The organism is Chitinophaga alhagiae (genome assembly GCF_003568665.1).
GTDB classification, from domain to species: Bacteria; Bacteroidota; Bacteroidia; order Chitinophagales; family Chitinophagaceae; genus Chitinophaga; species Chitinophaga alhagiae.
The window spans coordinates 986,812-1,000,098 of sequence record NZ_QXMH01000002.1 but is presented as its reverse complement, the minus strand read 5'-3'; the positions used below and the strand labels follow the sequence as shown (position 1 = coordinate 1,000,098).

Genomic DNA, 13,287 nt, shown 5'->3' with positions numbered 1-13,287 from the left:
GAAAATTATTTCGCGGCGCCGGTTGTTTTGCCTGGGCGGGCCGGTTTCAGCGTGCCTATTTCTTCAGGATACCCAGCAGCAGGCTTATCCAGCCCGCAATGAACAAGAGGCCGCCAACGGGCGTAATAGCGCCAATGCCACGCAGGCCCACGGTTTCCGTAGCCTTCAGCAGCGTCAATACATACAGCGAACCGGAAAACAGCAAAATGCCCAGCAGGAAGAACCGCCCGGCCCATACCAGCTGCGGCGCCGGAATGTGCGCGTACAGGATGCCCACGGCCAGCAGGGCAAATACGTGGTAGAACTGGTAGGTAACCCCGGTCTGGAAAGTGCTCACGGTTTCAGGGGGTACCAGCTCTTTCAGCTTGTGTGCGCCAAAGGCGCCCAGTATAACGGCCAGGGCGCCTAACAGTGCCGCCCATACGAGAAATGATTTATGCATGGCTGATCAGTTTGTCAAAAGTGCCCAAAGTTATTTCATCTTCACTGATGATCACCTGACTTTGCTCATAAAACGGTTTCCGTTCTGCCAGTTTCTTTTCTGTAAAGGCGGTCAGCTCCTCTGTACCAAGGTCCTGTATGAGGGGGCGTTTGTATTGTTTCCGCTGCAAACGCTCTACCATCAGGGGAATGGAAGGATTGAGCCATATGGTGATGCCGGTGCCGTTCATAAAGTCCATCGTATCCGAAAAGCAAGGCGTGCCGCCGCCGCAGGAGATCAGGAAGGATTCATGGGCATCTGCCAGCGCGCGGAGCGTTTCAGCTTCCTTCCGGCGGAAATAGTCCTCTCCCTTGGTATTGAAAATGTCCGCCACCGGCATGTCTTCCAGCTCGGCTATTACTTCATCCAGGTCAAAGTAGGGCAAGCTCCAGTGCGTGGCCAGCTGTTTGCCCCAATAGGATTTTCCGGCTCCCATAAAACCGAGTAAGAATATTTTCAATATATAAATGTTTATTGATGTTAAAGCTGAATTTAATAAAAGTACGAAATGAGGGGGGAAATGGGAAAAATTAATACGGCCGGCCCTATTGCCGCCGCTCCCCCGCTACCCACACAAGGCACAGGTCCCCGTCAAACATATACTGCAGGTCGAGGCAGGCCAGGCGCTCGTCTTTCAGAAAATCGCAGGTGATAAAACCGGTGTGGGCGTAGGGAAAGGCCTGGAGCTGCATGTTGGCCCGGAAATCGAGCCCGCCCATGCCGTACCATTTGTACACGGCCTCTTTGGCAGACCAGCACACGGTCTGGTGGCGGAGCTTGTGCTCCCTGGACAGGAACTGCGCCTCCCGCAGGGCCAGGAACTTGTGGGCCACCTTGCCTATTTTGGGCTGCACCAGCTCAATGTCTATGCCTACGTGCTCACGCGTACTGACAATGGCGGCGGCAAAATCCCCGCAATGGGAAATGGAAAAATAGTAGGGATTGCCGGGAATATAGGGCTTGCGGCTGTCCATGATCCTGATATCGTTCACCGGCAGCTCCGGGAAAAGCTGCACCAGCAGGTAGCGGCCCGCAAAATGCTGGAGGCGCTTGTGGGGGTGGTGTACCTCCGGCTCTATGGCTACGGTCTTCCTGAAAAAGGCTTCTTCTTCACCAATTTTCCACACTCCGAGTTTCGTATCCTGATCTATTTGAATTGTACGTATTAATGCCATAAATTCGCCGCATTAAACGCGAATTTAACGGGAAATACCCAACTGGCCTAACCTAAACGAACACATCATGATCCTGTCGGATAAACGGATACTCGAGGAAATTGAAAAGGGCACCATCGTGATCAGCCCTTATGACCGCAAATACCTGGGTACCAACTCGTACGACGTACACCTGGGCAAACACCTGGCCACTTATGCGGACCGGGTGCTGGACGCGCGTAAACACAACGAGATCATCCACTTTGAGATACCGGAAGAAGGATATGTGCTGCAGCCGAACACCCTGTACCTGGGGGTAACGCTGGAATACACGGAAACGCACGCCCACGTGCCTTTCCTGGAGGGCAAGTCCAGCACCGGGCGCCTGGGTATAGACATTCACGCCACCGCGGGTAAGGGAGACGTTGGGTTCTGCAACACCTGGACGCTTGAAATATCCTGCGCCCAGCCGGTGAAGATCTACGCCGGCATGCCTATTGGCCAGCTCATTTATTTTGCGGTGGAAGGGGACATTGAGACCTTTTACAACAAGAAAGGCAATGCCAAGTACAACGGCAGAACAGTGCGGCCCGTGGAGAGCATGATGTGGAAGAACGAATTTTAGAATGATACAGGCGCGCCATGCGCTTTTTATACGTAAAGAGGGGTTGGCCGGTATTGCTGCGGCCAACCCTCTTTGCTTATCGCGGCTTGTTTATTATTGCTTTGCCTTCTTACAGCAATTCCGGCCCCGGAGCCAGGCTGCTTGCTTGCTTACTTGCTTCTCTTGCCCGGACCATGTATCACTTCAACGCCGCGTAAGTCAATATCCTGAACTTCCGCACAAACTCCCCGTACCAGGCGTAAGGCGTTACGTTCGTAAATACCAGCATGATCAACTTTTCGGAAGGGTCTATGGTATATTCCGAGCAATAGGCCCCGCCCCAGGTGAGCGAGCCGGGCGTAGCCTGGTCTCCGTAGCGGCTGTTGGCCGTGATGATCTGGAGGCCCAGCCCGAACTGGTCTTGCCGGTCCCACACGGTGGCCTCCCCTATCTGGTTACGCGCCATCAGGTCTACTGTTTTGCGGGAAAGGAGGCGCACATTGTTGAACTCCCCGCCGTTGAGCACCAGCTGGCATATTTTGGCATAGTCTGCCGCCGTGCTCACCAGGCCCGCGCCGCCCAGGAAAAGGGTTTGTTTACCGGTTACCGGGAAGCGGCGTACCGCTTCGTTGGTGCTGAGGGTAATGGGGCTGTCCATTTTAGGTTTGGCATACAGCTCCACCAGGCGCCCGGCCTTGGCCGGAGGCAGGTAAAAATAAGTATCGTGCATGCCCAATGGGGCAAAAATGCGTTCCCGGAAAAACTCGTCCAGCCGCTTGCCGGAGATCACTTCCACTATGCGGCCCGCCACGTCTGTATTGAAGCCGTAGGTGAACCGGGCGCCGGGATCGTGGAGCAGGGGGCGCTGGGCCACCTTCTTCACCAGCGCTTCCGTGGTGAGGCCTTCCAGCGATGCCAGCGCTTCTAGGCCCGCGGTATCTGCGGGGTGCTGATAGGGAATGCCGGCGGAGTGAGAAAGCAGGTGGCGGATGGTCAGCGGCGTTTTGGGCGGCCGTGTTCCCGTTTTGCTTGTAGCCGGGTCTTCCAGTACCTGTATGCCCTTGAACTCCGGCAGGTATTTCTCCACCGGGTCTTCCAGGAAGAGGCGGCCCTCTTCATAGAGCATCAGCATGGCAATAGTGGTCACCAGTTTGGTTTGTGAGGCAATCCTGAAAATATTGTCTGTACGCGCGGGCGTACGCTGCTCCATGTTGCTGAAACCAAAGGCCTTGTGATGCACTATCTGCCCGTTGCGGGCTATGAAAGTAACGGCGTTGGGGGCATACCCGTTTTTGACGGCCGCGTTAAAAAAACTGTCTATGCGCGCCAGGCGCTCGGGAGAAAAACCTGCGGCGCTTACGCTGGCGGCGGGCTTGAGCTGCTGCTGGGCAAGGGCGGCCTGAAACGTGAGAACGAGCAGGAACAGTGGAATTTTTTTCATAGGTATGAAAATTACGGGTCAGCGGGCAAAAAACATAATCTTGGTTAACAAATCAATTGCATTGTGATTTTACAGGGAGCATAATGAGAAATTTGGTTGAAAGTCTGATTCTCATTATGAAATAAAGTGTATTTTTATGAAAAGGCCCGGAGTGTACGAGACTCCAGGCCGCGGACCTTACTGAAACGAATCAAAAAGGTCCTTGAGTTTTTTGACCAAACTTACAATTCGCGTAAGACCATCCAGGAAAACTTTAAACCTGGATGGTTTTTTTGTGCATTTCTTCATACACATTAAATGGACCGTTTTTTATGCAGCCCACTTTCTGTGTGAATCCATGCAGTAATTTTCAAGGGGGGGAGGGGGTCCCGCTACACCGGTCCAAATTAGTGGATTCTTTGGATAAAAAGGCCCGGCATGCGGCTACCTTTCTCACAATGAAAACAAGCACCTCACCATTTCCCTGGAACCCTCCACAGCAAAGGGTTTTATTTTGAAAGAAATTTTTGCCTGTTCAACAGAAAATTGTAATGTTATCATCAATTGTTCTACTCAAAATTAATGACGGGGTTTGAAAAAGATCATGAAGATTTTCACATTACTACAAGAAAATTTCTCAAACCCAACTGTACTGCGGAACGGCAGCCGCATAACACAGGAAAACAGAGCACATTTCCCATTGTCCGGACAACTAAAAAATTTCAGTTCATTGACCGCATAAAAAAGCGGCGGATGCCATTCACCGCATCCGCCGCCTGGCGTTATTTCAACGCCGCTCCTATTTCAACAGCTCATCCATCAACGCGTTAAACGCCCTTTTGTATTCTTCATAATGCTCCCCGGTGCCCGGGCCGTTGAACCCGGTGTGTACCTTTCTCACTATCCCCTGCCTGTCCAGGTAAATGGTGGTGGGAAAACCTTTGATAGCCGTTAGCTGCGGCAGCGTTTTTTCTGCTTTCTGCGGGTCTGCGGGCGTTACGCCGGTAATGAGCACGGGATACGTTACGTTGAACCGGTCTACAAAGCTGGCCAGCGCTTTTTTGGACTTTTCAAAGTCCGTAGTGCGCTCGTAGCTGAGCATGATGATTTCCGCGCCCCGGTCTTTGTGCTGTTTGTACCACTCGCTCAGGTACTTGGTCTCATCCATGCAATTGGGGCACCAGGAGCCGGAGATCTGTATCACCACGGCCTTGTTTTTGAAACGGTCGTCGTTGATAGATACCTGCTGGCCGTTGAGGTCGGGGAAGGAGAAGTCCAGCTTGGTGTTGGGTGTTTTCACGGTGGCAATGGTGGTGGCGTCCTGCAGGCGGGCGGCGCTGTCTTTCCTTGCGGTGAAAGCGGCCTTGTTGGTGATGCCCTGCAAAAACTCGCCGTTGCCGAGCGTGGAGTCGTTCTCTATTTTGGCGGTAAATACGTAGGCAAAGGAGCCGTCAAAGGTAGATACCTTCAGGGTATCGCCGCTCACTACGCCTTGCAGGTACCGGTAATCTCCCGTGGTGGTGAGGTAGGTACCGCGTACGGCGCTGCCTTCCTGCACAAACTCGCCAATGGCAAAGCTGCTGTCTTTCCTGTCAGGGAACTTGAAGTACGTGGGCCAGCGGCCGGTAATGTTGTATTGCGGCGGTGCGGTGGCGGCAAAGCGTTCTGCAATGCCGGGCAGGCCCTTGAAGGCAATGCTCTGGTCTCTATCCGCCAGGTGCCTGATCCAGCGGCCTTCCAGGCTGCCGTCTGCCTGCAGGGCGGTACGGAACTCGGAGTCGTAAAAAGGCATGCGGATAAAAACGGAATCGCCTTCCTGCCGCACGTCATCTACCAGCATCCGTTCCCCGGCATTGAGGATGTAGATCGTTTTTTTACCGGCGCTATCCTGCACCTCAAAATTGAACACAATATCCCCGCCGTCTTCACGCAGCAGGTGGCCCTGCCAGGGGCCGGCGGCCAGTTGTTTCGATTGTTGTGCGCCACAGGCCGCCAGGGTCAGGGCCGCACCAAAAATTAACAGTCTTCTCATATTATACATAGTTTCTTGCGCCAAAAAGCAGGCTGCCGATACGCACCAGCGTACTGCCTTCTTCCAGCGCTATTTTATAATCACCGCTCATACCGGTAGATAATTCCCTGAAACTTTCGGCCCCGCTGAAATAACGGGCGCGCACCTCGTTGTGCAATGCCCTGAGGCCGCGGAACTCTTTCCGTATACGCTCTTCATCGTCCGTATTACTGGCCATGCCCATCAAACCGGCTATGCGCACGTTGGGCAATGCCCCGGCCTGCTCCAGCACTTCGTACACCTCTGCTTCACTAAGGCCGAACTTGGTCTCTTCCGTGGCAATGAACACCTGCAGCAGGCAGTGGATGACCCGGTTGTGGCGGGCGGCCTGCTTGTTGATCTCCTGCAGCAGGTTCACACTGTCTACACTATGTATCATGCTTACAAAAGGGGCTATGTATTTTACCTTGTTGCGCTGCAGGTGGCCTATGAAATGCCACTCAATGTCTTGCGGCAGCCGGCCGGCCTTGTCTGCCAGCTCCTGCACGTAGTTTTCCCCGAAGATGCGCTGCCCTGCATCGTACAGCGCCTGTATGTCTTCTACCGGTTTGATCTTTGATACGGCTACCAGCCGGGCATGGTACGGCGTTATGTTGGCCAGCACCTGCCGGTAGTTCGTTAAATTGACTGCCATAATCCTACAAAATTAATAGACTTTTACCATTTCTGAGCAGTCCTGCTTTGTGAATTAACACATATTAGGTGCCACATTCGTGCAAATTATTCAACAATACGTGTAAAATGCTTGATGATGTCAAATTATTTTTTTACATCCTCATTTTAAAATAGGTTTGTACACACCAACAATCTTTTTTAAAACCATATACATATGCATTTTCAGTTAACGGAAGAACACCTGATGATCCAAAAGGCTGCGCGTGATTTTGCGGTGAATGAGTTGTTGCCGGGCGTCATTGAGCGCGACGAACAACAGAAATTTCCCGCGGAACAGATCAAGAAACTGGGCGAGCTGGGCTTTTTAGGCATGATGGTAGATCCGAAATACGGCGGCGCCGGACTGGACACAATTTCGTATGTATTGGCCATGGAAGAGATCTCTAAAATAGACGCGTCTGCCTCCGTGGTGATGAGCGTTAACAACTCCCTGGTATGCTGGGGGCTGGAAACTTTCGGCAACGAAGAACAGAAACAAAAATACCTGGCGCCGCTGGCCAAGGGCGAGATCATTGGCGCGTTCCTGCTGAGCGAGCCGGAAGCCGGGTCTGACGCCACGTCCCAACGCACCATCGGGGAAGACAAGGGAGACCACTACCTGGTGAACGGCACCAAGAACTGGATCACCAACGGCAACTCCGCCAGCGTGTACCTGGTAATGGTGCAAACCCATCCTGAACTGGGCAGCAAGGGCATCAACGCCCTCATTATAGAAAAGAACACGCCGGGCATCACCATCGGCGCCAAGGAAAACAAACTGGGCATCCGCGGCAGCGATACGCACAGCGTGATGTTCCAGGACGTGAAGGTGCCCAAGGAAAACCGCATCGGGGAAGACGGCTTCGGTTTCAAGTTTGCCATGAAGACCCTGGGCGGCGGCCGCATTGGCATTGCCTCGCAGGCCCTGGGCATAGCCAGCGGCGCCTTTGAGCTGGCCCTGAAATATTCCAGGGAACGCAAGGCCTTCGGCAAGGAGATCAGCCAGCACCAGGCCATCCAGTTCAAGCTGGCGGACATGGCCACCCGCATAGAAGCGGCGCGGCTGCTGTGCCTGCGCGCGGCATGGGAGAAAGATAACCACCTGGACTATACGCTGAGCAGCTCCATGGCCAAGGTATTTGCATCAGAGACCGCCATGTGGGTCACCACCGAGGCCGTACAGGTACACGGCGGCTACGGGTACGTAAAAGAATACCATGTAGAAAGGCTGATGCGGGACGCCAAGATCACGCAGATATACGAAGGTACTTCCGAAGTGCAGCGCATCGTGATAGGCCGCAGCATTCTGGGCCATTAGGCGGCGCCGCGCCCGGCGGCCGGCAACCGGGCACAGCCTGCCGGCAACAATACGATTCCCCGCAAAACGGCGCCCTATCCGTATTGGCGGCCACAACACCAAAACAATATGAAGAACATCAAGATTATTGAAGTGAAGTCCGAAATCGGGGCAGGTACCCGTGGCGCCAGCCTGGGGGTAGACGCTATCAAGATAGCAGCGCTCGATTTCATGAGCAACTTCTTTGTACACTTTCCCACAGAAGAAATAGAAACGGAAAATAAGCTCCTCTTCGAGCCCATAGAAAGCCCTTACGCCAAACGCATCAAAGGCACCTATTCCATGTATGAGAAGATCAGCAAAAGCGTGTGCGATACCATCAAGGCCAACTGGTTCCCCGTGGTGCTGTCAGGAGACCACAGCACGGCCGGGGCCACTATTGCCGGCCTGAAGATGGCCCGGCCCAAGGCCAAGCTGGGCGTGATCTGGATAGATGCGCACGCGGACCTGCACACCCCCTTCACCACTCCCTCCGGCAACATGCACGGCATGCCGCTGGCGGTGAGCATTGCGGAAGACAATAAAGATCACATGGTGCATGAAGTAGACGAGCATACGGTGAAGATGTGGGACCAGCTCAAGAACATCGGCAAAATAGCGCCCAAGGTGCTGCCGGAAGATATTGTGTTCATTTCCCTGCGGGATTATGAGAAGGAAGAAGAGCACCTCATCAAAAAACACGGCATGAAGGTGATCACCACCGGCGAAGTACGCCGCAAGGGCGCGGAAAACGTGGCCCGCAGCGTGTTCCGTTACCTGAGCAACTGTGAGTACATCTATGTGTCTTTTGACGTAGACAGCCTGGACGCTTCCATTTCCCGCGGTACCGGCACGCCGGTGAGCAATGGCCTGCGGGAAAGAGAGGCGGAAGACCTTATCTCCAAATTCATGCAGCACCGTAAAATATGCTGCTTCGAGATCACGGAAGTAAACCCCACCCTTGACCGCGAGAACCTGATGGCGGAAATAGCCTTCAACATCCTGCAGCGCAGCGTGAACGTGCTGATGATGAACTAGAGCTTGTAATAGGACATGAGCCAGCCCACCACCTCACTGTAGCTGCGGATGCCCTGCTGCTGCCGGTTGGCTTTCAGGTACTGATCGTACAGCACGGCGGAATAATCGTCTAGGGGGCCTTCAAACTGCCGGTAAAAAAGGATCATGGCGCGCACGTCTTCCCGCACGGTAATATCTGCCCGGTTCCAGATCAGGCGGGCCATATAGCCGTTGCGGCGGCCCAGCTGGCGCAGCGTGTACAACAGCATTTCAAAATTGGCCGCATAGCGGAAACGCGGGTCCGCAGAGCGGCTGGCGGTAATGTAACCAATGAAGTTGGCGTCTTCTTCAGGCGCATAGCCCAGCTGGTGGGCAATCTCGTGGCAGGTGGTGAAAGGTTGCAGGAAAGCCGGGATGCGCGTGTTCACCTGCGCCTCGTTGGTGAAAGGATTGAGGTACCCGGTTACACCCAGGTAATTGAGGTAGCTGCTGTACAACGACGGTTTGAGGGAAACAGGCGTATACGCCAGCTCCGGCCATGTACGCGCGGCCTGCCGGTAATTTTCCGCCGCGGCCCTGAAGGTGGCGCTGTAATGCGTGTCAGGCCGCGGGTGCAGGGCCGCCTTGTCCCGGTTAGTAAGTGTCACCAGCGTATCCGCCAGCAGGTACAGGTCTGCCGTGGTATATTTTTTTACATCAAACCCCAGCTCGGCCACCGGCGTGGTGCGGCGGTAATGCCCGCCCCAGAACAGCAGGAACACGAAATACACGGAGAGCAGCCAGCGCACGCCCTGCAGAAAACGGTACAGCAGCTGCTGCCAGCGGCCGCATACCAGGTCCCAGCCAATTCTTAATAAAAATACTACAAACATTATTACCCAGACGCCGTATATTACATCGCCAATACTGAAGGGTATTTTTCCTAAAACTTTTCTTAAGACTGTACTAATGAAAACGTACCACCTATGAAAATATAGATCAGCCGGCCAACCACCCGCTGCAAATACCGCATTCAATACAAGAATGCCGAGTACGCTGATAACTATGCCTATCAGCTGCTTTTTGACCAGGTTGTTCGTTTCCATTTTAACTTGACGGAACATGATAGATGAAATTACAAAAAGGGAATTGGCCCAGGCCCTATCCGCACAATTATCGGTGAAAATACAGATTAATAGCGCAGAGCGGGTATACGGTGGAGATATTAACGATACGTTCCGGCTGGAAACAAATGAGGGCCGCTGGTTCCTCAAAACGAACGATGCCCGCAAGTACCCTGATATGTTCATACGGGAGCACGACGGGCTGGAGGAACTGTGGCAGACCGGCGCCCTGGCCGTACCCCGCCCCCTTTGCACGGGCGCTGCCGGCAACCGGGCTTTCCTGGTTACGGAATACGTGGAAAAAGGCGCCGCCGCCCCTGATTTCTGGGAAGGTTTTGCCGCCGGCATGGCGCGGCTGCACGAGCAAACACAGCCCTTTTACGGCCTGCAGGCCGCCAATTACATCGGTTCCCTCAAACAATACAATACCCCCTACAGCAACTGGCCCGTGTTCTACGCCTTTAACCGGCTGATGCCGCTGGCGCGCATGGCGTATGACCAGCACAGGATGGAACAAAGCGTGCTGCGGCAAATAGAACAGTTGTGCCGCCGCCTGCCCGCCCTTTTTCCTGACGAGCCGCCGGCACTGCTGCATGGTGATCTGTGGAGCGGCAACTTCCTGGTGGGCACTAACGGGAAGGCCTGTATTTTCGATCCTGCCGTATACTATGGCCACCGGGAGATGGACATCGCCATGACGCGTTTGTTCGGCGGGTTCGACACACGTTTCTATTATACCTACCAGGCCATACGCCCGCTGGAGAACGGCTGGCAGCAGCGCATAGGGCTCTGCCAGCTATACCCCCTGCTGGTACACCTGAACCTGTTTGGCGGCAGTTATTATAATGACATCAAGGAGATACTGGCCGTGCTGAACTGACGGGCGCAGCTGTTATTCTTTACCTTTCACAAATGCCTGCATCTTCTGCAGCTCGCTTTCAATGGTGGGGAACAGTTTGTTTACCTCGGTAGAAATTTCCTGCAGCATGCCGGGTATCATATCCAGCTCTTCCGCTTTGCGCAGGTGCGCTTCCAGCTGTTCCATACGCGCGGTGATCCAGGTGAGGCCCACCATGGAAAAGTTCGGTTTGATCTTATGCACCTGGAATTTCAGTTTTTCCCAGTCGTTTTCCCTGGCCACTGTTTCCAGCTTGCCCATTTCTTCCTGTATGGTCATCACAAAGATCTCGAACAGGTCTATGGCGTAACCGATGTTACTCTCATACAACGTGTTCAGGTACCTTACGTCCAGGCCGGGATGAAATTCGTATCCGCTAATATTTTGCACTTCCATAATAATTTCTGTTTCGTCTTCATTGAGGTATTTGTTCAACACCTGCAATAACTGATCAGGTGTATAGGGCTTTGTGAGAATGTCCGTAATGCCGATGGTGCGCGCCAGTGTGATGGTGCTCGGCATGGCGGCCGCCGTGGTGGCTATTACCGGGGTGGCCACGTTGGGACGGCTCTCGTCCTCCCTGATCTTGCGGGCCAGCTCAAACCCGTCCATGCCGGGTATGCGGATGTCCATCAGCACCAGGTCGTACTGCCTGGATTCCAGGAAGTACAGTGCGTCAGGGCCGTTGGTGGCCAGTTGGTAGTCTATCTTGTATTTTTCAAGCAGGCTGATAATATATTTCAGGTTCATGGGGTTGTCTTCCACCACCAGTACCCGTGATTGCCCGAAGTCTATGCGGGCATACTTGTTGTTGTCCATGTCTGCCTCCACCATGCCGGCCAGCGGCTTGCGGGTGTCTATGAACGGCAGGGTGAAACTGAAACAGGTACGGAACTCCGGCCCTTCTTCCACGCTGATCTGCCCGCCCTGCAGCTCTACCAGTTGTTTGGCTATGGCCAGGCCCAGGCCGGTGCCGCCATACCGCTCGCGGATGTCTTTTTCCGCCTGTTTGTAGTTCTGGAACACCAGCTCCAGCTTGTCCTTTTCAATGCCTATCCCTGTATCTGCCACCTGGAACTTCAGCCACAGGGTGTTGCCCTGTATGTTGTCCAGGTACACCCTGATCGCAATTTCGCCCTCTTTCGTGAATTTTTCTGCATTTCCTAACAAATTCATCAGTATCTGGTTCAGGATCATATCGTCTCCTATCAGCAGGGTATCAATACGTTTGTCCAGTTCCAGGGTCACTTTCACCGGCCGTTGCCCCAGCTTGAGCTGGAACGTGTGCTTCATGCGCTGTATCAGCTCCCGCAGGTCAAACTCGCGGGCATTGATCTCCTGTTTGCCGGCCTCTATCTTGGAAATGTCCAGGATGTCCGTAATAAGGCCGTGCAGGATGCCGGAGGAGTGTTTGAGTATCTTGATATATTCCTTCTGTTCGTCACTGAGGGCCGTTTCATCCAGGAGGTGGGCCATGCCTATGATGGCGTTGAGGGGGGTACGGATCTCGTGGCTCATGTTGGCCAGGAACTCCTTCTGGGCGCGCTGGGCCTCTTCCGCCGCCTGTTTGGCCGTTTCCAGCTCCTTTTGCAGGGCTTTCTGGGGGGTAATGTCCATATGGATGCCTACGCCGCCAACGGGCATGCCCTCCCGGTCATAAATATTGCCGGAGCTGGCCAGCACCCATTTGCGGGTACCGTCTTTGAGCACTATTTCCATGTCGTACAGCAGGGCCACCTTTTTCTCCACGCGGTAGCGCCGCAGGTTGCGGGCATACTCCCGGTTCTCTTCCGGCACAAAGATGTCTGTAATATTGCGGCCCAACAGCTCTTCTTCCGTATAGCCGGAAAGGCGGCAGAAACTCTCGTACACCTTTACGATGTTGCCTTCCAGGTCTGTTTCACAGAGGCCGGCGTTGAGGTTGTCCAGGATGACGCGGTATTTTTCATCCGCGCGCCGCAGTTCTTCCTGCCAGAGGCGGTGGCGGGTCACATCCACGATCTGCCAGATGCTGCCGGCAAAATGGGCGCCGTCAAATACCGGTATATAGCTGACCTCCCGGATCTCTCCGGTGCTGAAAGCAAGCTCCCAGCCGAAGTAAGGCTTTTTCCGTTTACGTAATTCCTTCATTTTCAATTCAAATCCGGCAGGATCGGTCAGGTAGGGCGCGCAATAGTCGATCATGGACCGGAAGGTTTTGTCGATCATATTGCCTTTATACGCCCGGCCGGCATTGAAATACCCCATGAACACGTCGTTTCCCCAGATAAAGCGGTGGCGCTCGTCAGAGACCAGCACGCCGGCATTGGTATTCTGGAGGTAAACGGCAATGGGCAGGGCAAAAATATGGGGTAACCCGTCTGTTGGGGGGGCTGCAGGTGACTTCAGTGTGTTTTTTTTCGTCCGTCCTATTCGTCCTTTGGGTGTCATGTTGTCTGCAGAATAGGGGGCTTTATAGGATTTCATAAGGCATTGCGGAGCAATTTGTTTTAATGGAGCATGAAGTTACATCATTTTGCCGTAAGTGGCTATCTGTAAATATCTGACAT

The 13,287-nt window shown here is 53.8% G+C and carries 12 protein-coding genes; 4 read left to right on the top strand and 8 right to left on the bottom strand.

The window, feature by feature from the left end:
* Positions 1–55 precede the first annotated feature (55 nt).
* The 3 genes from D3A97_RS14920 to D3A97_RS14910 form a co-directional block, all read right to left on the bottom strand.
* Positions 56–442 (bottom strand): DUF423 domain-containing protein, encoded by a 387-nt coding sequence (locus tag D3A97_RS14920; protein ID WP_119079271.1) that lies wholly within the window; start codon positions 440–442, stop codon positions 56–58.
* Positions 435–917, bottom strand: a complete 483-nt coding sequence (locus tag D3A97_RS14915) for a shikimate kinase (protein ID WP_232825971.1) — start codon at positions 915–917, stop codon at positions 435–437. Before D3A97_RS14915 ends, D3A97_RS14920 begins: the two co-directional genes overlap by 8 nt.
* A gap of 109 nt (positions 918–1,026) precedes the next feature.
* Entirely contained in the window at positions 1,027–1,656 is a 630-nt protein-coding gene (locus tag D3A97_RS14910) for a 4'-phosphopantetheinyl transferase family protein (RefSeq protein WP_119079269.1), read from the bottom strand.
* 67 nt (positions 1,657–1,723) lie between these two features.
* On the opposite strand from D3A97_RS14910, the gene dcd reads away from it, so the two are divergent.
* A complete protein-coding gene (gene dcd, locus D3A97_RS14905; RefSeq protein ID WP_119079268.1) occupies positions 1,724–2,260 on the top strand; it encodes a dCTP deaminase in 537 nt (178 codons plus the stop codon).
* A gap of 178 nt (positions 2,261–2,438) precedes the next feature.
* On the opposite strand, the gene D3A97_RS14900 is transcribed toward dcd, so the two are convergent.
* The 3 genes from D3A97_RS14900 to D3A97_RS14890 all read right to left on the bottom strand — a co-directional run bounded on the left by D3A97_RS14900 (position 2,439) and on the right by D3A97_RS14890 (position 6,364).
* Complete coding sequence (locus tag D3A97_RS14900; protein WP_119079267.1) at positions 2,439–3,680, bottom strand: serine hydrolase domain-containing protein; 1,242 nt, start codon at positions 3,678–3,680, stop codon at positions 2,439–2,441.
* A gap of 778 nt (positions 3,681–4,458) precedes the next feature.
* Positions 4,459–5,691 carry a peroxiredoxin family protein gene (locus tag D3A97_RS14895; RefSeq protein WP_232825970.1) on the bottom strand — a complete coding sequence of 411 codons (1,233 nt, stop codon included), beginning with the start codon at positions 5,689–5,691 and terminating at the stop codon, positions 4,459–4,461.
* A 1-nt stretch (position 5,692) separates the two neighbouring features.
* Entirely contained in the window at positions 5,693–6,364 is a 672-nt protein-coding gene (locus tag D3A97_RS14890; RefSeq protein ID WP_119079265.1) for a YggS family pyridoxal phosphate-dependent enzyme, read from the bottom strand.
* 195 nt (positions 6,365–6,559) lie between these two features.
* Between D3A97_RS14890 and D3A97_RS14885 the strand changes: the two genes are divergently transcribed.
* Both D3A97_RS14885 and D3A97_RS14880 read left to right on the top strand, forming a co-directional pair.
* Positions 6,560–7,702 carry an acyl-CoA dehydrogenase gene (locus D3A97_RS14885; protein WP_119079264.1) on the top strand — a complete coding sequence of 381 codons (1,143 nt, stop codon included), beginning with the start codon at positions 6,560–6,562 and terminating at the stop codon, positions 7,700–7,702.
* A 108-nt stretch (positions 7,703–7,810) separates the two neighbouring features.
* A complete protein-coding gene (locus D3A97_RS14880) occupies positions 7,811–8,758 on the top strand; it encodes an arginase (RefSeq protein ID WP_119079263.1) in 948 nt (315 codons plus the stop codon).
* Here the strand turns inward: D3A97_RS14880 and D3A97_RS14875 are convergent.
* The gene (locus tag D3A97_RS14875; protein WP_232825992.1) at positions 8,755–9,822 is read right to left on the bottom strand and encodes a DUF3810 domain-containing protein; all 1,068 of its coding nucleotides are present in this window, start codon (positions 9,820–9,822) and stop codon (positions 8,755–8,757) included. The genes D3A97_RS14880 and D3A97_RS14875 overlap by 4 nt on opposite strands.
* Before the next feature lie 16 nt (positions 9,823–9,838).
* Here D3A97_RS14875 and D3A97_RS14870 point away from each other — a divergent pair, with 16 nt between their 5' ends.
* The gene (locus D3A97_RS14870) at positions 9,839–10,720 is read left to right on the top strand and encodes a fructosamine kinase family protein (RefSeq protein WP_119079261.1); all 882 of its coding nucleotides are present in this window, start codon (positions 9,839–9,841) and stop codon (positions 10,718–10,720) included.
* 12 nt (positions 10,721–10,732) lie between these two features.
* Here the strand turns inward: D3A97_RS14870 and D3A97_RS14865 are convergent, their stop codons facing one another.
* The gene (locus D3A97_RS14865; protein ID WP_119079260.1) at positions 10,733–13,204 is read right to left on the bottom strand and encodes a PAS domain-containing hybrid sensor histidine kinase/response regulator; all 2,472 of its coding nucleotides are present in this window, start codon (positions 13,202–13,204) and stop codon (positions 10,733–10,735) included.
* Positions 13,205–13,287: the final 83 nt, after the last annotated feature.